The sequence below is a fragment of the Nocardioides dokdonensis FR1436 genome (assembly GCF_001653335.1).
In the GTDB taxonomy this organism is placed as follows: Bacteria; Actinomycetota; Actinomycetes; order Propionibacteriales; family Nocardioidaceae; genus Nocardioides; species Nocardioides dokdonensis.
Map to the genome: position 1 here is coordinate 3550214 of NZ_CP015079.1, position 23077 is coordinate 3573290.

General features: G+C 71.5%; 27 protein-coding genes. 8 read left to right on the plus strand and 19 right to left on the minus strand.

The features are described from left to right. Positions 1 to 10 precede the first annotated feature (10 nt). The 4 genes from I601_RS16765 to I601_RS16780 are packed head-to-tail and all read right to left on the minus strand — an operon-like array spanning position 11 to position 3601. A complete protein-coding gene (locus tag I601_RS16765) occupies positions 11 to 1768 on the minus strand; it encodes a Mur ligase family protein (RefSeq protein WP_237089444.1) in 1758 nt (585 codons plus the stop codon). A gap of 26 nt (positions 1769 to 1794) precedes the next feature. Continuing rightward, positions 1795 to 2565 carry an enoyl-ACP reductase FabI gene (gene fabI / locus I601_RS16770; RefSeq protein ID WP_068112236.1) on the minus strand — a complete coding sequence of 257 codons (771 nt, stop codon included), beginning with the start codon at positions 2563 to 2565 and terminating at the stop codon, positions 1795 to 1797. Positions 2566 to 2610: 45 nt separating this feature from the next. After that, entirely contained in the window at positions 2611 to 3345 is a 735-nt protein-coding gene (locus I601_RS16775) for a beta-ketoacyl-ACP reductase (protein WP_068112239.1), read from the minus strand. Positions 3346 to 3388: 43 nt separating this feature from the next. Next, positions 3389 to 3601: a dodecin gene (locus tag I601_RS16780; RefSeq protein ID WP_068112242.1), complete on the minus strand. Its 213-nt coding sequence runs from the start codon at positions 3599 to 3601 to the stop codon at positions 3389 to 3391. 37 nt (positions 3602 to 3638) lie between these two features. On the opposite strand from I601_RS16780, the gene I601_RS16785 reads away from it, so the two are divergent. Together I601_RS16785 and I601_RS16790 are read left to right on the plus strand one after the other, a co-directional pair. After that, on the plus strand, positions 3639 to 3947 hold the full coding sequence (locus I601_RS16785) for a DUF3099 domain-containing protein (RefSeq protein WP_068112246.1): 309 nt from the start codon (positions 3639 to 3641) through the stop codon (positions 3945 to 3947). After that, on the plus strand, positions 3944 to 4156 hold the full coding sequence (locus I601_RS16790; RefSeq protein WP_068112247.1) for an acetone carboxylase: 213 nt from the start codon (positions 3944 to 3946) through the stop codon (positions 4154 to 4156). Before I601_RS16785 ends, I601_RS16790 begins: the two co-directional genes overlap by 4 nt. 9 nt (positions 4157 to 4165) lie before the next feature. Here the strand turns inward: I601_RS16790 and moaA are convergent, their stop codons facing one another. Then, entirely contained in the window at positions 4166 to 5164 is a 999-nt protein-coding gene (moaA, locus tag I601_RS16795) for a GTP 3',8-cyclase MoaA (RefSeq protein WP_068112250.1), read from the minus strand. Between the two features lie 70 nt (positions 5165 to 5234). Here moaA and I601_RS16800 point away from each other — a divergent pair, with 70 nt between their 5' ends. Beyond that, the gene (locus tag I601_RS16800) at positions 5235 to 5996 is read left to right on the plus strand and encodes an SURF1 family cytochrome oxidase biogenesis protein (RefSeq protein ID WP_084527733.1); all 762 of its coding nucleotides are present in this window, start codon (positions 5235 to 5237) and stop codon (positions 5994 to 5996) included. On the opposite strand, the gene I601_RS16805 is transcribed toward I601_RS16800, so the two are convergent. The 3 genes from I601_RS16805 to I601_RS16815 are packed head-to-tail and all read right to left on the minus strand — an operon-like array spanning position 5981 to position 10326. Then, entirely contained in the window at positions 5981 to 7867 is a 1887-nt protein-coding gene (locus tag I601_RS16805) for an ABC transporter ATP-binding protein (RefSeq protein WP_068112253.1), read from the minus strand. The two genes, I601_RS16800 and I601_RS16805, sit on opposite strands and share 16 nt — an antisense overlap. Positions 7868 to 7886: 19 nt before the next feature. Beyond that, a complete protein-coding gene (locus I601_RS16810) occupies positions 7887 to 8684 on the minus strand; it encodes an enoyl-CoA hydratase/isomerase family protein (protein ID WP_068112257.1) in 798 nt (265 codons plus the stop codon). 43 nt (positions 8685 to 8727) lie between these two features. Further along, entirely contained in the window at positions 8728 to 10326 is a 1599-nt protein-coding gene (locus I601_RS16815; protein ID WP_068112260.1) for an ABC-F family ATP-binding cassette domain-containing protein, read from the minus strand. 79 nt (positions 10327 to 10405) lie between these two features. Here I601_RS16815 and ypfJ point away from each other — a divergent pair, with 79 nt between their 5' ends. After that, positions 10406 to 11359, plus strand: a complete 954-nt coding sequence (gene ypfJ, locus I601_RS16820; RefSeq protein ID WP_068112262.1) for a KPN_02809 family neutral zinc metallopeptidase — start codon at positions 10406 to 10408, stop codon at positions 11357 to 11359. Between the two features lie 3 nt (positions 11360 to 11362). On the opposite strand, the gene I601_RS16825 is transcribed toward ypfJ, so the two are convergent. The 4 genes from I601_RS16825 to I601_RS16840 all read right to left on the minus strand — a co-directional run bounded on the left by I601_RS16825 (position 11363) and on the right by I601_RS16840 (position 15446). Continuing rightward, positions 11363 to 12070 (minus strand): phosphotransferase, encoded by a 708-nt coding sequence (locus I601_RS16825; protein WP_237089445.1) that lies wholly within the window; start codon positions 12068 to 12070, stop codon positions 11363 to 11365. A gap of 219 nt (positions 12071 to 12289) precedes the next feature. After that, on the minus strand, positions 12290 to 13879 hold the full coding sequence (locus I601_RS16830; protein WP_084527735.1) for an ABC transporter permease: 1590 nt from the start codon (positions 13877 to 13879) through the stop codon (positions 12290 to 12292). After that, the gene (locus I601_RS16835; protein ID WP_068112265.1) at positions 13876 to 14766 is read right to left on the minus strand and encodes an ABC transporter ATP-binding protein; all 891 of its coding nucleotides are present in this window, start codon (positions 14764 to 14766) and stop codon (positions 13876 to 13878) included. The genes I601_RS16830 and I601_RS16835 overlap by 4 nt, the downstream gene beginning before the upstream one ends. Before the next feature lie 65 nt (positions 14767 to 14831). After that, positions 14832 to 15446 (minus strand): acVLRF1 family peptidyl-tRNA hydrolase, encoded by a 615-nt coding sequence (locus I601_RS16840; protein ID WP_068115146.1) that lies wholly within the window; start codon positions 15444 to 15446, stop codon positions 14832 to 14834. 104 nt (positions 15447 to 15550) lie between these two features. Between I601_RS16840 and I601_RS16845 the strand changes: the two genes are divergently transcribed. Further along, the gene (locus I601_RS16845; protein ID WP_068112268.1) at positions 15551 to 16249 is read left to right on the plus strand and encodes a class I SAM-dependent methyltransferase; all 699 of its coding nucleotides are present in this window, start codon (positions 15551 to 15553) and stop codon (positions 16247 to 16249) included. 162 nt (positions 16250 to 16411) lie between these two features. Further along, the gene (locus tag I601_RS16850) at positions 16412 to 16948 is read left to right on the plus strand and encodes a GNAT family N-acetyltransferase (protein ID WP_068112271.1); all 537 of its coding nucleotides are present in this window, start codon (positions 16412 to 16414) and stop codon (positions 16946 to 16948) included. A 196-nt stretch (positions 16949 to 17144) separates the two neighbouring features. On the opposite strand, the gene I601_RS16855 is transcribed toward I601_RS16850, so the two are convergent. Both I601_RS16855 and I601_RS16860 read right to left on the minus strand, forming a co-directional pair. After that, positions 17145 to 17579 carry a nuclear transport factor 2 family protein gene (locus tag I601_RS16855; RefSeq protein ID WP_237089446.1) on the minus strand — a complete coding sequence of 145 codons (435 nt, stop codon included), beginning with the start codon at positions 17577 to 17579 and terminating at the stop codon, positions 17145 to 17147. 63 nt (positions 17580 to 17642) lie between these two features. Further along, positions 17643 to 18077 (minus strand): SRPBCC family protein, encoded by a 435-nt coding sequence (locus tag I601_RS16860; protein ID WP_068112274.1) that lies wholly within the window; start codon positions 18075 to 18077, stop codon positions 17643 to 17645. Between the two features lie 235 nt (positions 18078 to 18312). Here I601_RS16860 and I601_RS16865 point away from each other — a divergent pair, with 235 nt between their 5' ends. After that, positions 18313 to 18873 (plus strand): hypothetical protein, encoded by a 561-nt coding sequence (locus tag I601_RS16865; protein WP_068112277.1) that lies wholly within the window; start codon positions 18313 to 18315, stop codon positions 18871 to 18873. Here I601_RS16865 and I601_RS16870 read toward each other — a convergent pair. Then, the gene (locus I601_RS16870; RefSeq protein WP_068112279.1) at positions 18864 to 19181 is read right to left on the minus strand and encodes a putative quinol monooxygenase; all 318 of its coding nucleotides are present in this window, start codon (positions 19179 to 19181) and stop codon (positions 18864 to 18866) included. The two genes, I601_RS16865 and I601_RS16870, sit on opposite strands and share 10 nt — an antisense overlap. Positions 19182 to 19292: 111 nt before the next feature. On the opposite strand from I601_RS16870, the gene I601_RS16875 reads away from it, so the two are divergent. Beyond that, positions 19293 to 20171 (plus strand): alpha/beta fold hydrolase, encoded by an 879-nt coding sequence (locus I601_RS16875; RefSeq protein WP_218917687.1) that lies wholly within the window; start codon positions 19293 to 19295, stop codon positions 20169 to 20171. 53 nt (positions 20172 to 20224) lie between these two features. On the opposite strand, the gene I601_RS16880 is transcribed toward I601_RS16875, so the two are convergent. From I601_RS16880 to I601_RS16895, 4 genes are all read right to left on the minus strand, one after another. Beyond that, on the minus strand, positions 20225 to 20770 hold the full coding sequence (locus tag I601_RS16880; RefSeq protein ID WP_084527739.1) for an ASCH domain-containing protein: 546 nt from the start codon (positions 20768 to 20770) through the stop codon (positions 20225 to 20227). Between the two features lie 137 nt (positions 20771 to 20907). Next, positions 20908 to 21273, minus strand: a complete 366-nt coding sequence (locus tag I601_RS16885; protein ID WP_418303098.1) for a metal-sulfur cluster assembly factor — start codon at positions 21271 to 21273, stop codon at positions 20908 to 20910. Between the two features lie 40 nt (positions 21274 to 21313). Continuing rightward, positions 21314 to 21766 carry a Fe-S cluster assembly sulfur transfer protein SufU gene (sufU, locus tag I601_RS16890; RefSeq protein WP_068112286.1) on the minus strand — a complete coding sequence of 151 codons (453 nt, stop codon included), beginning with the start codon at positions 21764 to 21766 and terminating at the stop codon, positions 21314 to 21316. Between the two features lie 23 nt (positions 21767 to 21789). Then, a complete protein-coding gene (locus I601_RS16895) occupies positions 21790 to 23055 on the minus strand; it encodes a cysteine desulfurase (RefSeq protein ID WP_068112289.1) in 1266 nt (421 codons plus the stop codon). Between the last annotated feature and the right edge of the window lie 22 nt (positions 23056 to 23077).

The following is a 23077-nucleotide window of genomic DNA, read 5'->3' on the forward strand; positions in this document are numbered from 1 at the left end:
CGGTCACGGCTCACCCCGCCCGGGCGGCCCGCACCTTCGCGGCGAGCGCCTCGGCGGAGTCGGGCACCCCGCCGGCCGCCTCGATCCACTCGTAGACGCCCTCGCGGTCGGCGTGGCACATCAGCCCCACGACCTCCCCCGGCAGCGCCTGGCCCACCAGCGCCGACAGCACGCCCACCTCGGTGGGGTACGCCGGCACCGCGAGCACCCCGACCCGCTCGGCCCCGGCGCGCATCAGCTGCTCGAGCTCCTCGGGGGTCCGGCCGCGGAAGTACTTCTCCTTGTGCCCGATGGCGACCACGTCGGCGTCGCGTGCGGCGATCTCGCCCAGCTTCTCGATCAGCTCGTCGGAGCGGTCCCCGACGACGCCGAGGCCCAGCAGCAGCCGTGCGTCAGGGGGACGGATGCCCTCCATGATCTCGAACATGGCCTCGAGGCCGGCCTCGTTGTGCGCCAGGTCCATCACGACGGTGACCTCGCCGTCCAGGACCGGCACCGTGAAGCAGTTCATCCGACCCGGGTTGTGCTCGGCGTCGGGCAGGAAGGACCGCAGCCCCTCGATCACGACCTCCCGCGGCACGCCCACGGCCAGCGCGGCGGAGGCGGCCGCCAGGGCGTTCTCGACGTTGTAGCGGCTCAGGCCGCCCAGCGTCATCGGCACGTCGACGAGCTCGACCAGCGGGTCGGGGTCGGCGTCGAGCTCCAGCACGCACAACCAGCCGTCGATGACCGTGGTGGCCCGTCCACCGTCGCCGAGCACGTCGCGCACGGCCGGCGAGTCCGGGTCCCGGGAGAAGAGCCACGTCTGCGACTTCACCACCCAGCGCATCGCCAGCACCCGCGGGTCGTCGGCGTTGAGCACGGCCCAGCCCTCGGGCCGGGTGATGCGCGGGACCACGGCCTTGACCTCGGCGAGCTGGTCCAGGGTGTCGATGCCCTGCAGGCCCAGGTGGTCGGCGGAGACGTTCGTGACCACCGAGACGTCGTTGTGGGTCAGTCCGATGCCCTTGAGCAGGATCCCGCCGCGGGCGGTCTCGGTGACCGCGAGCTCGACCTCCTCGTGGGCCAGCACCCGTCCGGCCCCGCTGGGCCCGGAGTAGTCGCCGGGCTCGACGAGCACGCCGTCGATGTAGACGCCGTCGGTGTTGGACCAGCCCACCACCTTGCCCCAGCCGCGGCCGATGTGGGCGACCATCCGCGAGGTGGTGGTCTTGCCGTTGGTGCCGGTCACCGCGACCACGGGGATCCGCGGCTCGAGCGTGTGGGGAGGCTCCCCCGCCTCGGCCCCCGCGACCGTCTCGGCGGCCGCGGAGACGGCGACGGAGAGCTGGTCGGCGGAGACCTCGGCGGTGGGGATCGCGTCCAGCACCGCACCGACCGCGAGGCCCATGGCCCGGGCCCGCTCGCGGTGCACCCACGGGTAGGCCACGACCACCTGGTGCGGGTCGGACGTCGGGCGCACCCGCACCGCGAGGTTCGACGTACCGGACTCCTGCGCGACGGCGCGCACCAGCCACCCGATCGCGCGCAGCGCGAAGCGTTGCCGGAAGCCCGAGTCGGGCTCGCCCGGTCGCGCGTTCTCCAGGCCGAGCCGCGCAGCGAACCTCAGCGCCAGCGGCACCGACGCGGTGGCCAGCGCACCGATGTCGAGGGTCAGCTTGACCGCGGCGCGCGGGAAGTAGAGGTTCGGCCCCTCCAGCACGCGCAGCTCGACCAGCGCGCTGGTGTGGGTCGTGGGTGCGTCCTGTACTGCTCCTGGTCCCGTCACCACCGGGACGCTACCGGGTGAGCGGCTCAGGCGCCCATCGCGTGGAAGCCACCGTCGACGTGGACGATCTCACCGGTGGTGGCCGGGAAGAAGTCCGAGAGCAGCGCGCACACCGCCTTGGCGGTAGGCGTCTGGTCGGTGTTGTCCCAGCCCAGGGGCGAACGGTCGGCCCACATGGCGTCCAGCTCCTCGAAGCCGGGGATGGCCTTGGCGGCCAGCGTCTTGAGCGGACCCGCGGAGACCAGGTTGACCCGGATGCCCTCGGGGCCCAGGTCGCGGGCCAGGTAGCGCGAGCAGGACTCCAGGGCCGCCTTCGCGACCCCCATCCAGTCGTAGGCCGGCCAGGCGACGGTGGCGTCGAAGGTCAGCCCGACGACCGAGCCGCCCTCGGTCATCAGCGGACGGCAGGCGTTGGTCAGCGACATCAGCGAGTACGCCGACACCTGCACGGCCTGGGACACGTCGGGCCACGGTCCCCCCAGGAACTTGCCGCCCAGCAGCGTCTCGGGGTTGCCGTAGGCGATCGAGTGCACGACGCCGTCGAGGCCGTCGACGTGCTCACCGACGAGCTCGGGCAGCCGGGCGAGGTGCTCCTCGTCGGTGACGTCGAGCTCCAGCACCGGCGGCTCGACCGGCAGCCGCTTGGCGATCCGCCGGGTGATGCCCAACGCCCGTCCGAAGTTGGAGATGAGCACCGTCGCGCCCTGCTCCTGCGCGACCTTGGCGGTGGCGAAGCCGATGGAGGAGTCCATCGTCACCCCGGCCACCAGGATCCGCTTGCCGTCGAGAATGCCCATCGTGTGCTCCTTCTGCGTGCCGCGAGGTCGAGGGTCGGTGGTGTGTCAGTGGCCCATGCCGAGGCCGCCGTCGACCGGGATCACGGCCCCGGTCACGTACGCCGCACCCGGGCCGGCCAGCCAGGTCACGGTGCCCGCGACCTCCTCGGCGGCACCGAGGCGCCCGAGCGGGATCCGTGCGGCGTACTCGGCCTGCTGCTCGGCGGGCAGCGAGGCGGTCATGTCGGTCTCGATGAAACCGGGGGCGACCACGTTGGCGGTGATCGAGCGCGACCCGAGCTCGCGGGAGAGCGAGCGGGCCATGCCCACCAGGCCGGCCTTCGACGCGGCGTAGTTGACCTGCCCCGGGGAGCCCATCAGGCCCACGACCGAGGAGATGAAGATGATCCGGCCGCGGCGCAGGCGCAGCATGCCCTTGGAGGCGCGCTTGGCCAGCCGGAAGGAGCCGGTGAGGTTGGTGTCGATGACCGACGACCACTGCTCGTCCGACATCCGCAGCAACAGGGTGTCGGCGGTGATGCCGGCGTTGGCGACCAGCACCTCGACCGGGCCGTGAGCGGCCTCGACCTCGGCGAACGCGGCGTCCACGGCGCCCTGGTCGGTCACGTCGCAGCGCACGTCGAGAGTGCCCTCGGGAGCCCCGCCGTTGCGCGTGGTGACGGCGACCTTGTCACCCTGGGCGACGAACGCCTCGGCGATGGCGCGACCGATGCCGCGGTTGCCCCCCGTGACCAGCACGGAGCGGGGTTCGGACGGGGTTCCCTGGGTCGTCTGGCTCACGTGGCCCGACGCTAGTGATTACTGGTGCGTACTCCCAACGGGCTCAGTCGTCCTCGAGGCGGAAGCCGACCTTGATCCCCACCTGGAAGTGCTCGACGGCGCCGTCCTTGACCTGCCCCCGGACCTGCGTGACCTCGAACCAGTCGAGGTGGCGCAGGGTGCGCGAGGCGCGCTCGACGCCGTTGCGGATGGCCTCGTCGATGCCCTCGGGAGAGGTGCCGACGATCTCTGAAACGCGATAGGTGCGATTGCTCATAGTGGGAGCCTAGACCTCCCGACGTACAGTCGAGATCATGGCCAAGCAGCGAGCACGCGACGACGAGGCGGTGCGGATCACCACGGCCGCGGTGAGTCCCGACGAGGACCTCCGCAAGCGCCAGAAGCGCTACCTGGTCTCCATGACGATCCGGTCCGCGTGCTTCGTCGGGGCGGGTGTCGCCGGGCTGGCCGGGCTCACGTGGCTGTGGCCCGTCCTCATCGTCGGAGCGCTGGTGCTGCCCTACATCGCAGTCGTGCTCGCCAACGCCCAGGCCACCCGGATCGACGACTTCCAGCTGCGCGACGGCGCGTTCGGCGCCCCCGAGCTGGAGGCCCGCCGGTGAGCGACGTGGACGTCTGCTCGGCCAAGGGCTGCAGCGCGCCCGCGACGCGGGCCCTGCTGTGGAACAACCCGCGCCTGCACACCCCCGAGCGCCGCAAGGCGTGGCTGGCCTGCCCGGACCACCAGGGCTCGCTGGGGTCCTTCCTGGGTTCGCGCGGCTTCCTCAAGGACGACGTCGAGCACGAGTCGGGCGCCGACCACACGGTCTGAGGGCCGGGCTCAGCCGCCGATGGCCGACATCGGCCGGTCGGGCTGCAGGAACGACGGGTCGTCGATGCCGTGCCCGGCCGCCTTGCCGCGCATGGCGACGACCCAGCGCTCCGCCAGCTCCTCGTCGCTGGCCCCGGCGCGCAGGGCGCCGCGCAGGTCGGACTCGGACCGGGCGAACAGGCAGTTGCGGACCTGGCCGTCGGCGGTGAGCCGCACCCGGTCGCAGTCGCCGCAGAAGGGGCGGGTGACCGAGGCGATCACGCCGACCGTGCCGGGCCCGCCGTCGACGGTGAACAGCTCGGCGGGCGCGCTGCCGCGCGGCTCCTCGGCAGGGGTGAGGTCGAACACGGTCGCGAGGCTGGCGAAGATCTCGTCGGCGGTGATCATCCCCTCACGGCTCCAGCCGTGCTGGGCGTCCAGCGGCATCTGCTCGATGAAGCGCAGCTCGTAGCCACGCTCGAGGCACCAGGCCAGCAGCTCCGGGGCCTGGTCGTCGTTCTCGCCGCGCAGCAGCACCGCGTTGACCTTCACCGGGCCCAGGCCAGCGCGCTGCGCCGCCTCCAGGCCCGCGACGACGTCGTGGAACCGGTCGCGGCGGGTGATGCGGTGGAACGTGTCGGCGCGGGCGGTGTCCAGGCTGACGTTGACCCGGTCGAGACCCGCAGCCTTGAGCGCCTCGGCGTTGCGCGACAGGCCCAGGGCGTTGGTCGTGACGGAGATGTCCAGGTCGGGCCCGAGCTCGCGGGTACGCCGCACGATGTCGACCAGGCCTCGGCGCACCAGCGGCTCGCCGCCCGTGAAGCGGACCTCCTGGATGCCGAGGTGCGCAGCGCCGATGCCGATCAGCCGCACCACCTCGTCGTCGGTGAGCACCGAGTCGTCCGGAAGCCAGTCCAGGCCCTCCGGGGGCATGCAGTAGCTGCAGCGCAGGTTGCAGCGGTCCGTCAGCGACACCCGCAGGTCCGTCGCCACCCGGCCGTACCGGTCCTCGAGAAGAAGTGGCGTCATGTGAGGAAGCATACGGGCGGGGCGGGCGCCCGGGCCGGGGCGTCGACCCCGTGCCGGATAACCTCGTCGTGTGCGCTCGTTCCGCTTCCTGGTCTCTCGTCGCTGGCTGCTCTTCGCCCTCGCGGTCGTGGTCCTCGCCACCGGCTCCTGGTGGCTGGGCCAGTGGCAGTTCGACCGGCTCGAGCAGCGCAAGGACGACAACTCCGTGGTGCGGGCCAACGAGCAGCAGGACCCGGTCCCCGTCGAGCAGGTCCTCTCCCCCGGCGGCGAGGTCGACCCTGATGACGAGTGGCGGGTGGTGACGGCCACCGGCACCTACGCCCCGGAGGAGACCGTCATCGTGCGCTACCGCACCCGCGACGGCGCCTCGGGCGTCGACGTGGTGGTGCCGCTGGTGACCGGGTCGGGCACGGCGCTGCTGGTCGACCGCGGCTGGCTCGCGACCCGCGCCGCGGGCACCACCCGCCCCGACGACGTGCCGGCGCCCCCCGCCGGTGAGGTGACGGTGTCCGGCTGGGTGCGCGCCGACGGCACCGGCGACTCCACGGCCGTCAACGACCTCTCCACCCGCTCTATCAGCAGCGCGCGCATCGGTGAGGCGCTCGACCGCGAGGTGTACGGCGGCTCGGTCGAGCTGCGCTCCGAGGACCCGGAGCCCGCCACCGCCCTCGAACCGGTCGAGCTGCCCGAGCTCGACAACGGTCCGCACTTCTTCTACGGCCTGCAGTGGTGGTTCTTCGGCCTGCTGGCCGTCACCGGCTTCCTCTACCTCGCCTGGGACGAGCGTCGCGGCCCGCGGCGCACCCGGAAGGCCCCTCAGTCGGTCAGCTGACCGTGGCGCTCACCGAGGTCGTCGACGAACTGGGTGCGGTAGAGGTCGGCATACAGGCCGCCCTGCGCGAGCAGCTCGCTGTGGGTGCCGGACTGCACGATCCGGCCCTCGTCGAGGACGAGGATCTGGTCGGCGTTGCGCACCGTGCTGAGCCGGTGCGCGATGACCAGCGAGGTCCGGCCCTCGAGCGCTGCGTCCAGGGCGCGCTGGACCGCGGCCTCGGACTCGCTGTCCAGGTGGGCGGTCGCCTCGTCGAGGACCACGATGCCGGGCGACTTGAGCAGCAGCCGGGCGATGGCGAGCCGTTGGCGCTCGCCGCCGGAGAGCCGGTAGCCGCGGTCGCCCACGACCGTGTCGAGCCCGTCGGGCAGCCGGCGCACCGTCTCGGCGATCTGGGCGGCCTCCAGGCTGGACCAGATGTCGTGGTCCGCCGCGTCGGGTCGGGCGTAGACCATGTTGGCGCGGATCGTGTCGTGGAAGAGGTGGGCGTCCTGGGTGACGTAGCCGACCGCGTCCTCGAGGGACTGCAGGCTCACGTCGCGCACGTCGTGCCCGCCGACGCGCACCGTGCCGGACGTGACGTCGTACAGGCGGGCCACCAGGTGGGTCACGGTGGTCTTGCCGGCACCCGAGGGCCCGACGAGGGCGACCATCCGGCCGACGTCGGCGGTGAACGAGACGTCCCGCAGCACGGGGCCACCGGACCGCGACTCCGGTCGGGCCACGCCCTCCAGCGAGGGCAGGGAGACCTCGCCGGCCCCGGGGTAGGTGAACCCGACGTGGTCGAACTCGAGCCGGGCGGCGCTGCGCGGCAGCACCACCGGGTCCGCGGCCTCCTCGATGAGCGACGGCAGGTCGAGCACCTCGAAGACCCGCTCGAAGCTGACCAGCGCCGTCATCACGTCGATGCGCACGTTGGAGAGGCCCTGCAGGGGGCCGAGCAGGCGCAGCAGCAGCGTCGCCAGGGCGATCAGCGTGCCGATGGTCAGCGCGTCGCTGATCACCAGCTGGCCGCCGACGCCGTAGACCAGGGCGGTGGCCAGCGCCGGCACCAGGAACATCGTCGACCCGAAGATGCGGGTGATCAGGCTGATCCGCACGCCCAGGTCGCGGACCAGGGCGGCCTTGGTGGCGAACAGCGCGTCCTCGTCCTCGCGACGCCCGAAGAGCTTGAGCAGCATCGCGCCGCCGACGTTGAAGCGCTCGGTCATGTTGTTGCCGAGGTCGGCGTTGCCGTTCATCTGGTCGCGGGTCAGCCCGGCGAGGCGCTGGCTGACGAAGCGGGAGGCCAGGAAGAGGAGCGGGAACAGCGCCAGGCACATCAGGGTGACCTGCCAGCTCAGCGCCAGCATGGTGATCCCGACGACCACCACCGCGATGGAGTTCGACACGGTGCTCGACAGGGTGCTGGTGAAGGCGCGCTGGGCGCCGACGACGTCGTTGTTGAGCCGGCTGACCAGTGCACCGGTCTGGGTGCGGGTGAAGAACGCCATCGACTGGCGCTGGACGTGGGCGAAGACCTGCGTGCGCAGGTCGTAGATCAGTCCCTCACCGATCCGGGAGGAGAACCAGCCGGCCAGGACGCTGAGCACGGCATTGAAGACGGCGAAGCCGGCCATCACCAGGGCCAGGACCGTGACCAGACCACGGTCCCCGGCGGTGATGCCGTCGTCGACGATGCGCTGGACCAGCAGCGGGGTCACCACGACCAGCGAGGCGTCGATGACGGTGAGGACCAGGAAGAAGGAGATCAGGCCGCGGTGCGGACGGGCGAACCCGACGACCCGGCGCACCGTCTGGCGCGAGAGCCGGTTGTTCACCACGCTTCGGTCGGTCCTGAGGTGTCGCCACGCAGGTCCTGCGCCCATCATCCCTGACACGTCGGTCCTCTCACTGCTGCATCGCGGCCGCGACCTCGCGGAACCGGCGGCCCTGCGCCTCGCGCTCGAGGCGGCACTGCTCGTCCAGCGGGAGCGCTGCCGCCGTCTGCAGCAGCGCCTTGGTCTCACGCACCGCCCCGGGCATCGGGGCGGTGAGGGACTCGACGAGGTGCGTCACGGTGACGGCGAGCTGGTCGGTCGGGACCGCGGTGAGCGCGAGCCCGATGCGCACCGCCTCCTCGGCACCGACCATGCGTGCCGTGGCACAGATCTCCAGTGCCCTCGCGTAGCCAACCGCCTCGACCAGCGGTTTTGTTCCCGTCAGGTCCGGGACCAGCCCCAGGGCCGACTCCTTCATGCACAGCTGGGCGTCGTCGGTGAGCACCCTCAGGTCGCAGGAGAGCGCGAGCTGGAAGCCGGCGCCCACGGCGTAGCCCTGCACGGCGGCGATCGAGACGAACGACGGGTCGCGCAGCCAGGTGAAGCCCCGCTGGTAGTCGTCGATGGTCGAGGAGATCTCCTCGTCGCTCCCCCGCAGGAGGTCGGCGACGGTCTCCACCCCCGCCGCGGACGAGGCCGGGTCGAGCATCGCGCGGTCCAGGCCGGCGGAGAACGTGGTGCCTGCGCCGCGCACGACGACCACGCGCACGGCGTCGTCGGCCACGAGGCCCTCGCCCACGCCCGCCAGGGCCCGCCACATGGCCGGTGTCTGGGCGTTGCGGACCTCGGGACGGTCCAGGGTCACGGTCGCGACGGCGCCCTCGACCCGGACCTGGAGACCGACCTCGGCAAGCTCTTCTGGAGTCATGGTCGGAGTCTAGGAACCCCGACCGACACCCGCTGCGGTGGCCTCAGGCCAGCGACACGAGGTCGGCGTACCCGTCGTTCCAGAGGTCCTCGTCGCCGTCGGGCAGCAGCAGCACCCGGTCGGGCTCGAGGGCCAGGACGGCGCCCTCGTCGTGGGTGACCAGGATGATCGCGCCCTCGTAGGTGCGGATCGCGGCCAGCACCTCCTCGCGGGAGGCGGGGTCCAGGTTGTTGGTGGGCTCGTCGAGCAGCAGCACGTTGGCGCTGGAGACCACCAGCGAGGCGAGCGCCAACCGCGTCTTCTCCCCACCGGAGAGCACCGCGGCGCTCTTGTGCGCGTCGTCGCCGGAGAAGAGGAACGAGCCGAGCACCGAGCGTGCCTCGACGTCGGTGAGCTGCGGCGCGGCCGACTGCATGTTCTCCAGGACCGTGCGCGAGGTGTCGAGCGTCTCGTGCTCCTGGGCGTAGTAGCCGACCTTCAGCCCGTACCCGGGGATCACCTCACCGGTGTCGGGCTGGTCGACGCCGGCCAGGATCCGCAGCATCGTGGTCTTGCCGGCACCGTTGAGCCCCAGGATGACGACCCGCGAGCCCTTGTCGATGGCCAGGTCCACGCCGGTGAACACCTCGAGCGAGCCGTAGGTCTTCGACAGCTCGCGGGCGGTGATCGGGGTCTTGCCGCACGGGGCGGGGGCCGGGAACTTGATCCGAGCGACCTTGTCGGTGGCCCGCTCGCCCTCGAGGCTGGACATCATCTTCTCGGCGCGCTTGAGCATCGACTGCGCCGCCTGTGCCTTCGAGGCCTTGGCGCGCATCTTGTTGGCCTGGTCCGTGAGCGTCTTGGCCTTGTTCTCGGCGTTCATCCGCTCGCGCCGACGACGCACCTCGTCGGTCTCGCGCTGGGTGAGGTAGTTCTTCCAGCTCATGTTGTAGATGTCCATCGCGGTGCGGTTCGCGTCGAGGTGCATCACCTTGTTGACGGTGGCCTCGAGCAGCTCGTTGTCGTGGCTGATCACGATGAACCCGCCCTTGTGGGCCTTGAGGAACTCACGCAGCCACACGATCGAGTCCGCGTCGAGGTGGTTGGTCGGCTCGTCGAGGATCAGGATCTCGGCACCCGAGAACAGGATGCGGGCCAGCTCCACGCGGCGGCGCTGGCCACCGGAGAGCGTCCTGAGCGGCTGACCGAGGATGCGGTCGGCGATGCCGAGGCTGGCGGCGATCGTGGCGGCCTCGGACTCCGCGGCGTACCCGCCGCCGGCGTGCATCTCGTCATCCGCGCGGCTGTAGCGACGCATCGCCTTCTCCGCGACGGCGCTGTCGTCGGAGCCCATCTGCTCCTCGGCCGCACGCAGGCGACGTACGACGTCGTCGAGCCCGCGGGCCGAGAGGATCCGGTCGCGGGCCAGGACCTCGGGGTCACCGGTGCGGGGGTCCTGCGGCAGGTAGCCGATGTCACCGCTGCGGGTCACCGAACCGCCGGCGGGCAGGGCCTCCCCGGACAGGATCTTGGTGAGGGTGGTCTTGCCGGCGCCGTTGCGACCGACCAGGCCGACCTTGTCGCCCGCGGCCACGCGGAAGCTCACGTCCTCCATCAGGAGACGGGCGCCGGCGCGGACTTCGAGCTGATGAGCGGTGATCATAGGTACCTCATCGTAGGAGTCGGTAGCCTCAGCCACCGATTCGCCGACACCCGACGAACGCCGCCCCAGGAGGCCCGACGTGAGGTTCAACCCCAAGGCCCGCCTCGACACCCGGCGCACGCGTGACGTAGGTCGCAGCGGTGGCCGCTCCAGCGGGTCCACCGGCCGGCTCGGCGGCGGTCGCGGCGGCGGCTCCCTGCCCCTTCCCGGCGGGGTCGCCGGGGGCGGTGGCGTGCTCGCGGTCGTCCTCGCGATCGGCTTCTTCGTCGTCACCCAGCTCATGGGCGGCGGCACGGACGGCGGCCCGGGTGGCACCGCGCTCGACACGAGCCGGGTCGAGGGCACCGAACGGTACGCCTCGTGCGAGACCGGCGAGGACGCCAACAGGTCGGCCGACTGCGCCCGGGTCGCGGTGGAGAACTCGCTCTTCGACTTCTGGGGCGACACCCTCGGCGCCGACTTCCGGCCCGAGCAGGCGCTGGTGACCTTCTCCGGCGACGTGCAGACCGGCTGCGGCGGCGCGAGCTCGGCGGTGGGCCCGTTCTACTGCCCCGCCGACGAGACGATCTACCTCGACAGCGGGTTCTTCGACGAGGTCCTGGAGCGCCAGCTCGGCGGTCCGGACGGCGGCTTCGTCGAGGCCTACGTGCTCGCCCACGAGTACGGCCACCACATGCAGAACGTGCTGGGCACGATGGGCCGGGTCCGCACCCAGCAGGGCGCCTCCTCCGACGCGGTGCGCCTGGAGCTGCAGGCGGACTGCTACGCCGGGATGTGGGCGCGCGGCGCCACCGCCACCGAGGACTCCACCGGCACGGCGCTGTTCAGCGAGCTGAGCGACGAGGACGTCCGGCTGGCGCTCGAGGCCGCGGCGAGCGTGGGTGACGACCGGATCCAGGAGAAGACGTCGGGCCAGGTCGACCCCGAGTCGTGGACCCACGGCTCGGCCGAGCAGCGCCAGCGCTGGTTCCGCGTCGGGTTCGACGGCGGCGACCTCACCGACTGCGACACCTTCGCCGCCCGCACCCTGTAGCGCTCAGCCGTCGACCAGCGCCTCGATCAGGGGGAACTGCCGCTGCAGCGCTCGCAGGTGCGGGGCGACGGACGGGTGGCGGAACTTGCCCGCCAGCGCGCCCTCACCTCCGGCGACCCGTGACAGCGCCCACTCCGCGCGGCTCAGCGCGGTGTAGACCGCGGTGACCCGCGCCCCCAGCGCCACCTGGTCCGCGGTGGCGACGCCGTCGGGCAGGCCGAGCAGGTAGGCGTCGAGCAGTGGCTCGAAGTCCTCCCGGGCGGCGAGCAGGTAGTAGCCGAGGTCGGCGCCGACCGCGGCGGTGCCCAGGCACGACCAGTCGAGGGCCACGACGTCGTCGCCCTCGCGACCCGGCAGGTTGCCCGGTGTCGGGTCGCCGTGCTGGAGGACCTGCGGCAGGGCGTCGACCCGTGCCAGGAGGGAGTCGCGGCGCGTCCACAGGTGCTCGGCGACGTCGGCGACCGTCGTGCGGGCCAGGGTCGGCCAGCCGCCCCGGTGCGCCGTACGACGCAGCCGGTCGCGCAGCTGGTCACGAGCCAGCCAGGCGACGTCCGGCACCGGCGTACCGGCGAAGCGGCCCAGGGCGTGGACGGCGAAGAGCCCGTTGACGGCGGCGTCCTCGACCCAGTCCTCGGTCAGCGTGATGCCCTCCACGTCCTCCTCGACGACGGAGCGCACCGGCGGGCGCAGGCCCCGGGTGCGAGCCAGCACCCCGGACGTCACCACGTCGGCGGCGCGGCGCCAGTAGGCGAAGTGACGGGGGTCGCTGAGCTCGGCGGGTCGTGCTCGCCGGGGGCGGACAGGCGCTTCACGGACACCGGCTGCTCACCGAGGCTGGTGCGCCACACCCCGAGCGTGGACATGCCACCCCCTCCGGGGAGGGGATGCCAGCCGGGATCGGGCTGCCACACGGGGGCCACGTTCGTGACGCTAGCCGATGTCGCGGCGCAGGAACGCGAACTGCGCCGACACGCCGACGGCCAGCGCGACCGCCAGGAGCGCCGCCAGGGCGGGCAGCGACGAGTCCTCGGCGGGGACCAGGGGCAGGTGGTCGAAGGGCGAGAGCCACCGGACCCAGCGCGGCAGGTCGAGGAGCTCGCCGAAGAACATCACGACCACCGCGACCCCCAGCGGCACCCAGGCGAGCGCAGCCCGTCGTGGCACGGCTGCATGCACCAGCCGCGCGACCGCGGCCAGCACCAGCACGGAAGGGGCGTACTGCAGCATCGGCAGCACGAAGGCCCCGACCTGGGCGGGGTCGGAGCTGACCAGCGCGAAGCCGGTCCCGATGCCGAGCCCGCTCACCACGAGCAGCAGCGCTGTGCCCAGGAGCGTGACAGCGGTCCAGGCCAGCAGCCAGCGGCCACGCCGCAGCGGCGTCGCGAGCACCAGCTCGGCCAGGCCACTCTCCTCCTCGGCGCGGGGTCGCAGCGTCGAGGCGGTGGCGAACCCCGTCACCAGCAGCGCCAGCATCAGGAGCATCGTGGCGAAGTAGCCGTCGACCAGGTCGGCTGCGCCCTGGGTCATCACGTCGCGGCCGAGGTCGGTGCTGCCCACCAGCTCGTCGACCTCGGTGCCGAGGGCGCCGTACGCGGGAGCGGTCAGCGCGAGTCCCACGCCCCACCCCAGCACTCCCGCGCGCTGCAGACGCCAGGCCAGCCCCACCGGGCCCGCGAGGAGCCGGCCGGCCCGGGGCGGCCCCGGGCGGGCGGCCACGAGCCCCCCTCCGATGTCGCGTCGTACGAGGAGCACGGCGGCCACCGCGAGGTTCACGACCGTGGCGCCGAGAAGCAGCACCGCCGGCCACCAGCGCAGCCCGGAGAAGGGCTGCATCCCCTGGTACCACCCGATCGGGGAGAGCCAGGACAGCGCAGGCACCGACACGTCGCCCACGGCGCGCAGGGCGTAGGCCGCCGCGACGACCGCCCCGGCGATGCCGCGAGCTGCGCGGGTGCTGGCGACCAGCTGGGCGGCGACCAACGTCGTGCCGGTGAAGCACAGCCCGCACAGGGTCAGGCCGACGCCCAGCGCCAGCGAGTCGGCGGTGTCCAGCGGGTAGACGACCAGGGAGAGGGTCACCAGGAGCCCGGAGAGCACCGAGAGGGCCACCGAGGTGAGCACAGCCGCCGCCGGGGGCGCGAAGCGACCGACGGCCCCCGAGCGCACCAGGTCGTCCCGACCCGACTCCTCCTCGGCGCGGGTGTGCCGGGTGACCACGACCATGACGACCAGGCCGAGCAGCACCGCGCCGAACGCGCTGGCCTGCCAGGTCACCTGGCCGCCCACGGTGTCGAGGGCGCGGGCCGGACCCGCGAGCGCGATCATCGCGTCGTTGCGCTCCATCGCAGCGGCCATCCGGGCGAGCTCGCCCTCGCCCGTGTAGAGCCGGTCGATCGACCAGGCCTGGGCCCAGTAGAGGAGCGCCAGCGCCGCCCCCGAGCCCAGCACCAGCCAGCGGTCGCCGCGCATCGCCCTGACCGCCAGGACGAGGGTGCCGGTGAAGGCGCCGTCCGTGGTCACCCCGGGTCCCCGTAGTGGCGCAGGAAGAGCTGCTCGAGCGTCGGCGGCTGCGTCGTCAGGTTGGCGACCCCGGCGTCGAGCAGGAGGCGCAGGGCCGGCTCCACGGCTTCAGGGTCGACCTCGAAGGTGACCCGATCGCTGTCGACGCGCAGGTCGCGCACACCGGCGAGCTCCCGGAGCCCCGGCGCCGGGCCGCGCAGGTGCGCGGAGACGGCGGTGCGACTGAGGTGACGCATCTCGGCGAGGCTGCCGCTCTCGACGAGGCGGCCCTCGTTGATGATGCTGACGCGGTCGCACATCTGCTCCACCTCGCCCAGCACGTGGCTCGACAGCAGCACGCTGCCCCCGGCCTCGCGGAAGGTGGCCACGCAGTCGCGGAACTCGGCCTCCATGAGCGGGTCGAGGCCCGACGTCGGCTCGTCCAGCAGGAGCAGCTCGACATCGGCGGCCAGGGCGGCCACCAGTGCGACCTTCTGCCGGTTGCCCTTGGAGTAGCTCCGGGACTTCTTGGTCGGGTCCAGGTCGAAGCGCTCCACGAGCGCGTCCCGCCGCCCCCGGTCGAGGCCGCCGCGCAGGCGGCCGAGGAGGTCGATGACCTCTCCCCCGGTGAGCGTGGGCCACAGGCTCACGTCGCCCGGCACGTAGGCCAGGCGCCGGTGCAGCGCCGCCGCTTCGTGCCAGGGGTCACCGCCCAGCAGACGCACCCGCCCGGAGTCGGCGCGCAGGAGACCGAGCAGCACCCGGATCGTCGTGGACTTGCCGGACCCGTTGGGGCCCAGGAAGCCGTGCACCTCGCCGGCGCGCACGGTGAGGTCCAGGCCGTCCAGCGCACGCGCGCGCCCGAAGGTCTTGACCAGCTGTTGGACCTCGATCACGTCGGAGGGCACCGTTCGACCATAGCCCCGTGCGCGGCCGCGCCGGGTCGGTGAGCGCGCGGCGTACCCCGGTCGGGTCAGGCGTTGTGGACGTCGACGAGCACCGACAGCGCCTCGGCGACACCCTGCTCGAGCACGTTGCGGCGCGGGTCGGGCAGCGCCAGCCACGGGTCGACGACCGTGAGTCCGGCGAGCCGGCGGTCGGCCAGGACTTCCTCGACCGCCGAGCGGTCGCCACCGACCACGACCGGGCCGCGCAGGTCCTCGAGGATGCGCGCAGCATGGTCGGCCGCGGCCTCGTAGGCCTGCCGGGCCTGGTTGTCACGGCGGCGTGCGAAGCGCTGCTGGCTCTGCCCGCCGGCCTTGGTGCGGCCCTGGACGTGACGCTGCCCGGTCTTGGAGGCCCCCATCTGGGCGCCGTCCAGGCGGGCGACGGCGAAGCCGCCCTTGCGCACCAGGAGCACGCCCCAGTCCGTCGGTGCACACGTGCGGGCCTCGGCCGCGAACGAGACCGCGTCGGGCGACCCGTCGTACGCCGTCGCGAAGGGCAGGCGGGCCGCGAACGTCGATCCGTCGGATGCAGCGCCGCGCAGCACCCCCTCCACGACGGTCAGGACGGTGTCGCCGTGCCGTTCCTGGAAGTTCAGCACCCACCGTTCCACCCGGGCGGCGGGTACGACGACGGCGGGCATGGACCGACCGTAGCGCCCGGTGACGTCCACCGCGTGTCGGACCGCCCAGCCGCCGGTGCGTTGGTAGGAACGAGAGTCCTGCTTCCTGCGAGAACGAGGTCTCGGTGGCCACCAGCGACTACGACAGCTTCGCCAGGGCCTACGCGGCCGCGAACGAGTCCAACCTCTTCAACGCCTACTACGCACGCCCCGAGATGCTCCGTCTCGCGGGTGACGTCGCCGGGCGCCGGATCCTCGATGCCGGGTGCGGCTCCGGGCCGTTGGCGGCTGCGCTGCGTGACCGAGGCGCCGTCGTCACGGCGTTCGACGCGAGTGCCGCCATGGTCGAGCTGGCCCGCGAGAAGCTGGGACCGGATGCCGACCTGTGCGTCGCGGACCTCGGCGCGCCCCTGTCCTTCCCTGACGACGCGTTCGACGACGTGGTGGCCTCCCTCGTCCTGCACTACCTGGAGGACTGGTCCGGCCCGCTGGCCGAGCTGCGGCGCGTGCTGGAACCAGGGGGTCGCCTGATCCTGTCGGTGATCCACCCCGGCATCTACCCGATCGTGTACCCGGAGGCCGACTACTTCGCGCTCACCCGGTACTCCGAGGACTACGACTTCGACGGGCAGAGCGTGGTGCTGACCTACTGGCACCGGCCGTTGCACGCGATCACGGATGCCTTCTCGGCCGCGGGGTTCCGCATCGCCACCATCAGCGAACCGCCCCCGGCGCCGGACACCCCGGCGGAGCTGCTTCCGCCCGGTCTCCCGGAGAGCGGGTCGTTCCTGTGCTTCCTCTTCTTCGTCCTCGAGGCGGCCTGACCGGGTGCGTCCTATTGGCGGCCGCGACGTCGAATCCGCCTCCAAGACGTATCCGGCTCGCGTGGGACGATGCCGCCCATGAGCGAACCAGTCAGCTCCAGCGACAGCGAGGGTCGAGGACCCCTGCCACCCGCGGTGCGCGCCACTCCTTGGCCTGTGCGGATGGGCACCTTGCTGTTCCGAGAGGCCACTGAGGCAGACATCGAGGTGTTGCAGTCCTTCCGCAACGACCCTGACGTCAACCGGTTCATGGTGCGCACCTACGTCGATCCAGACGACCTCCGCCGCGAATGGCTAGCGGTGCCCGACAGCGCAACGGACTATTCCTGTGTCGTGGAGAGAGACGGACAGGTCGTGGCCATGGGGTTCCTCGACATCGTCGATGGCTCCGGGCAGCCGGGCCACCCCACGGGTACCGACGGCGTGATCGGCTACATCGTCCATCCCGAAGCCACTGGTCAGGGCGTCGGAAGTGGCACTGCTCGTGCCTTGCTGCAGGCGGGCTTCGACGGGCTTGGCCTACGCCGGGTGACCGCAGGTGCGAATCTCGACAACGTCGCGTCTGTGCGCGTGCTCGAACAGGCGGGCATGCGCCGCGAACGCCACGCGGTCAAGGCGTTGTGGCACCGCGAGCTCGGGTGGTTGGACGAGGTCGAGTACGCGATGCTCGACGACGAATGGTTGGCGAGGGCTCTGTAGGTTCACGCGGCCGGCGGCGGGCTCGACGTGGTGGTCCCGGCTGAGGTTCCGGGCGGCGGACCCGATGACGCCGCGGTCCACCAGCACGAGCTCGAGCCGGTCGCTGAGGCCGTGCTGGGTGAGGTGCTGGGGCGGGAGAGTCAGGCGGCCCGGTCGGTGGTCTGGTCGGTGGTCTGGTCGATGCGGGCACCCGGCCCTAGTCGATCGCTTCCACCCACGGGGCCCGCCAGCTCGGCGCCTGCGACCCCTGCGCGTAGTAGCGGGTGTCGCGCACGATCGACCCGTCCTCATCGAGCTCCAGGGTGAGCACCACGTGCCACACGTCCCCGGCGTAGTCGTTGGTCCCCTCGACGACCCACACCCGCCCGGATCCGACGACCCTGCGCAGGGCGATGGACGGGGGCACCGGATAGGCCTCCTGCATCGCACGCATGCCGTCACGCCCACGGATGCGCTCGCCGGACTGGGGCATCTCCATGACGTAGTCCTCGTGCCGAAGACGGAACTCCGCTTCCGGCGAGAGCCCGCTCCCGGTGATCCCGAGCAGGAGCTCGATGCCTTCGCGCATCGCAGCCGCGTCGTCGTCGGCGACCGCTCGCAGGAACAGCTCGCGCACCTCGGACTCCCTCACGCTCTGCCTCCTCTCCGACCTCCTGAACCGGGGTACGTCGGCTGCTCGGGCGAAGGACGACCCTCAGGACTCCAGGATCGTCTTGGCCTTCTCCAGGTTCGAGCGCACGTCACGTGCGTAGAGCTTGAGGACGATCGGGTCTGCGAACTTGAAGACCCCCTTGAGGGATTCCGACTCCTGGTGCCAGGTGAGCCTGGTGCCACTGCCCTCGTCCTCGTAGCGGAGCGAGAGCGTGTAGGGGATCGTGGCGTCGGTGGAGACGTACCTGACCTTCACGCCGGCCTCGCACTCCACCATCTCGTCAGTCAGCTCCAAGCGGCGACCGGCCACTTTCACGGCACCCCTGCAGATGCGGCCGGCCTCCTGCTTCCCTCCCGAGACCACCTCGTACTCGACGATGTTGCTGCTGTAGACCGGCACGTTGTCGGGGTCGGTCATGAACTCCCAGACCTCCATGCGCGGCTTGTCGATGACGATGGACTCCTCCACGGTGAGCATGGGACGACACACCTTCCGTTCCGGACCGGCCGGACGGCCCGCCTCCCCTCAGGCTAGGACTCGTGGCCGGCCGTCGGAATGGCCTGAATTGGGTGCTCGGCCGGCCCACGTCCCGTCGACCCGAGCACCGGATCCCCACCCTGGGGGATTCCCGCGGCTGCGTGGCGCCTCCTAGGATTTTCGGGCGTCACCACCCACCCGTCGTTGTTCGGCCATCCCACCCGAGGGGGCCCTCATGGGCATCCAGTGTTCTGCGCGCACCATCCTGAGCACCCTGATGATCGCCTCGAGCCTCGCGATCGCGTGGGCGCCGCAGGCATCGGCCCGCGTCGTGGAGCGGGGAACCTTCCACGACGAGTTCTCGGGCGTCAACGAGAACTTCTGTGACGCGGGGCTGTCCGTCGGTTTCGACGCCGTGGTCGACGGCAGGTACCAGGTCAACAAGCGCGGCCCGCGTGGGTCCGAGTACTACCTCGAGCACGTGAAGGTCGTGAACGTCCTGACGGACCAGGCGACCGGCCAGACGGCGACCGACATCCAGCCCAACACGATCGGCAAGGACCTGAGGATCACCGACGACGGCGACACCCTGACGATCATCGTCCTGCTGACCGGAGGGGGCCGCACCTACGGGGACGACGGGTCTCTCATCGCCAAGAACTCCGGCCAGGTCAGGTTGCGGGAGGTGGTCGACAAGGCGACGTCCGAGGTGATCTCGAGCGAGCTGATCTTCGGCTCGACGGGCACCAACGACGACTTCTGTGCGGCCGTGCTGGCCGACTGGGGTTACCGCTGAGTCGGTCCCTTGGACCAAACCGGCGTGAGCGGCATGACCTGCGGAGGTCCGGCCAGGAGCGGCTCCACGTCCCGCACGTAAGCGACGTAGGCGTCCGTCTGAAGGAACTGCCGAGACGACTCGGCGCTGTCGTAGACCTGGAAGGCGGTGATCGCATCGGGATCGTTGGTGTCGAGGCAGTAGAAGTACGCGAGGTGGCCGGCATTCCCGGCGACAGCGGGCGCCATGTGCCTCTCCCAGACCTTCCGGACCTCGTCACGGAGGCCCGGCAGGGTCTGGTGCCGGATGATGAGAGCGAGTGTGGTCATGCACCGACGGTGGCAGCACCCGCCGACAGCGCGGACAACCACCGTCGGGCCGGTCAGTGTTCAGGGCTACCTTGGGGTGCCCGGTCCCCGACCACCCCTGAGGAACACCGCATGCCGCACATGGCTCCGCACAAGGTGGTCCTGCACCGGCAGGACCTCTCCTACCTCGACAGCGGCTCCGGTCCGGTCGTGCTCTTCATCCACGGGATCCTCGGCTCGCAGCGGCAGTGGGCCCACCTCGTCGACAAGATGGACGACGACCACCGGGTGCTCGTGCCCGACCTCTTCGGGCACGGCGACTCGGCGAAGCCCCTCGGGGACTACTCCCTCAGCGCCCATGCCGCGGCCATGCGCGATCTCCTCGACCACCTCGGGATCGAGCGGGTCACCCTGGTCGGCCACTCGCTCGGCGGTGGGATCGCGATGCAGTTCTTCTACCTGTTCCCCGAGCGGGTGGATCGCCTCGTCCTCGTGTCCAGCGGTGGTCTGGGACGGGAGGTCAACATGATCCTGCGCTCCGCGACCCTGCCCGGCGCCGCGCAGGTGCTCAGCGTCGTCGCGTCTGCGCCCGTGGTGTCGCGCTTCGAGGCGTTGGGCCGGGGCGCCTCGAAGCTCGGCTGGCGCCCCGGTGCGGACCTCAGCGCGGTCTGGCGAGGGTTCAGGACGTTGGGCGACGGGGAGAGCCGGCGTGCCTTCCTGGCCACCACGCGTGCCGTCATCGACATCGGTGGGCAGAGCATCAGCGCCCACGACCACCTGGACAGCGCGTCGACGATCCCGATCCTGGTCGTGTGGGGCTCGAAGGACCGGATGATCCCGGCCTCGCACGCGCTCAGCGTGCAGGACGCGCTGCCCGACTGTCGCGTCGAGATCTTCGAGGGCGCCGGTCACTTCCCGCACCTGGACGACCCGGAGCGCTTCGCGTGCACGCTGCGCGACTTCATCGCCTCCGACGACGAGCCCGAGGAGCCGAGCGCCGCCGCCGAGTGACTCACCCGTCAGCCGTACCCCGACCAGGGCTGACGTCGGCGCCGGCGGGGTCGTCAGTCGCCGGCGTACACGACCCGGAAGCGCTCCAGGACCAGCGGCATCGTGGGCTCGAAGCCGCGGTCGTGCGCGGGGTGGGCGGTGAAGAACCGCTCGTGCTCGGCGCGCCAGTGGGCCAGGGACCGGTCGCCCTCGCCCTCGAGGTGCGCGTGCTCGGCGTCGACCTCGTCGAAGGGGACGACCGACACGTCGGTCGTCTCGACCAGCGCCCGCGGGTTGCCGGCACCGTCGACCACGATGCCCATCGTGCCCACCTCCGGCAACGGCTCGTTCTCCGCCTCGTAGTCCCACAGCGCACTGGACGTGGCGGTCTTGGTGCCGTCGAGGACCAGGGCCAGCAGCGCGTCCGCCTCCTCCGGGGTCGCACCGAACGACCACGCAGGGGGCGGCAGCATCTCCAGCGTCGTCGGACCGAAGTACGACGGCGCGGTGTTGAGCTTGGCGTGGAAGCGGGCGAGGTCCCAGAACGACTCGACCGGCCCGCGCCCGAAGTGGGCGGAGCCGGTCGTGTGGTCGTGCTCGTCGGTGCTCGGGTCGGTCATGGCGCCAGCGTACGTGGGGCTGGTGGGCCACCGATCGTGCTGAGGTCTCGACACGCCTCCAGCAGCTTCGCGGACTCAGCCGCTGGCTTGCTCGACCTCTTCGCCCGGTAGCCGCCGACTTCGTCGTCGCCTACCGCTCAGACGTTGAACCCGAGGGCGCGCAGCTGCTCGCGGCCGTCGGGGGTGATCTTGTCGGGGCCCCACGGCGGCATCCAGACCCAGTTGATGGCCACGTCGTTGACGAGGCCCTCGAGGGCCGACTCGGTCTGGTCTGTGATCACGTCGGTCAGCGGGCAGGCCGCGGAGGTCAGCGTCAGGTCGACGACGAGGTTGGTGTCGTCGTCGAGGTGCAGGCCGTAGACGAGGCCGAGGTCGACGATGTTGATCCCCAGCTCGGGGTCGACGACGTCCTTCATCGCCTCGGTCACGTCCTCGAGGGTCGCCTGGGCGCCCGGGGCGGCGGTGCCGGCGGGGCCGGCTCCTGCCTGCGGGACCTCGGGCAGGTCGCCGTGGTCGACGGTCGTGTCGGTCGGTGCAGTGGTCTCAGCCACGGGAATCCTCCAGAGATCGGGCGGTGGCGTCCTTGAAGGCCATCCACGAGAGTAGCGCGCACTTCACGCGCGCAGGGAACTTGGCGACGCCCGCGAACGCGATGCCGTCCTCGAGCACCTCCTCGTCCGGCTCCACCGTGCCCTTGCCCTGCATGAGGGTCAAGAAGGCCTGGTGGGTCGCCATCGCCTCGTCGATCGGCTTGCCGATAACGAGGTCGGCCATGACCGAGGTCGAGGCCTGGGAGATCGAGCAGCCGACGGAGTCGTAGGACACGTCCTGCACGAGGCCGTCCGCGAGGTGGACCCGCAGGGTGATCTCGTCACCGCAGGTCGGGTTGACGTGGTGGACCTCGGCCTCGAAGGGCTCGCGAAGGCCTTTGTGGTGCGGGTGCTTGTAGTGGTCCAGGATGATCTCCTGGTACAGCGAGTCGAGCTCGGCACTCATGGTGCTCCTCCTCCCCTGTGCTCTCAGTCGAGCTTGAAGTATGAACGGGTGTAGTTGAGCGCCTCGATCAGCGCATCGATCTCGGCGGGCGTCGTGTAGAGGTACGACGACATGCGCGTCGAGCTCTGTACGCCGAAGCGCGCGTGCGCGGGGCGCGCGCAGTGGTGCCCGGCCCGCACGGCGATGCCGCGGACGTCCAGCACCTGCGACACGTCGTGCGGGTGCAGTCCCTCCATCTCGAAGGACACCGCTCCCCCGCGCTGCGTGGCGTCGAGCGGGCCGAGGACGCGCAGGCCCTTGACGCTGCGCATGCCCTCGAGGGCGTAGCGGGTGATCGCCTGCTCGTGGGCGTGGATCGTGTCCATCCCGACGGCGCCGAGGTAGTCCACCGCCGCGCCGAGGCCGACGACCTCGACGATCGGCGGGGTGCCGGCCTCGAACTTGTGCGGGATCCCCGCGTAGGTGGAGCCCTCCATGCGCACGGTCTCGATCATCTCGCCACCGCCGAGGAACGGCGGCAGCTCGTCGAGGACCTCACGCCGACCCCAGAGCACGCCGACGCCCGTGGGACCCACGACCTTGTGGCCGGTGAAGACCATCAGGTCGGGCCGCTCGTCCTCGGGCATGCCCGCGAGGTCGATCGCCAGCTGCGGCGCCGCCTGCGAGGCGTCGACCACCACGAGTGCGCCCACCTGGTGGGCACGACGGGCGATCTCCGCGATCGGGTTGATGGTGCCGAGCATGTTCGAGACCCAGGTCAATGTGACGACCTTGGTGCGCTCGGTGATCAGCTCGTCGACCTGGGACAGGTCGAGGTGGCCCTCGTCGGTGAACGTGAACCACCGCAGCTCTGCGCCCGTGCGCTCGGTGAGCATCTGCCACGGCACGATGTTGGAGTGGTGCTCCATCTCCGTGGTCACCACCACGTCGCCCTCGACGATGCGACGCGGCCCTGCCCACAGCAGGGTGTTCGCCACCAGGTTCAGCGCCTCGGTGGCGTTCTTGGTGAAGATCACCTCGTCGCGGCTCGGGGCGCCGATGAAGGCCGCCACCTTGTCGCGACCCGCCTCGAACGCCTCCGACGCCTCGGCGCCGAGCTGGTGCATGGCCCGCGCGACGTTGGCGTTGTGGTGCTCGAGGTGGTCCACCATCACGTCGATCACGCACTGGGGCTTCTGCGAGGTGTTGGCGCTGTCGAGGTAGACCAGCGGCCGACCGTCGGCGAGCGTGCGCTCGAGGATCGGGAAGTCCTTGCGGATCACCTCGAGGTCAGGCAGCAGGCCGTCCATCTCTCTCCTACGGGTCGGTGCT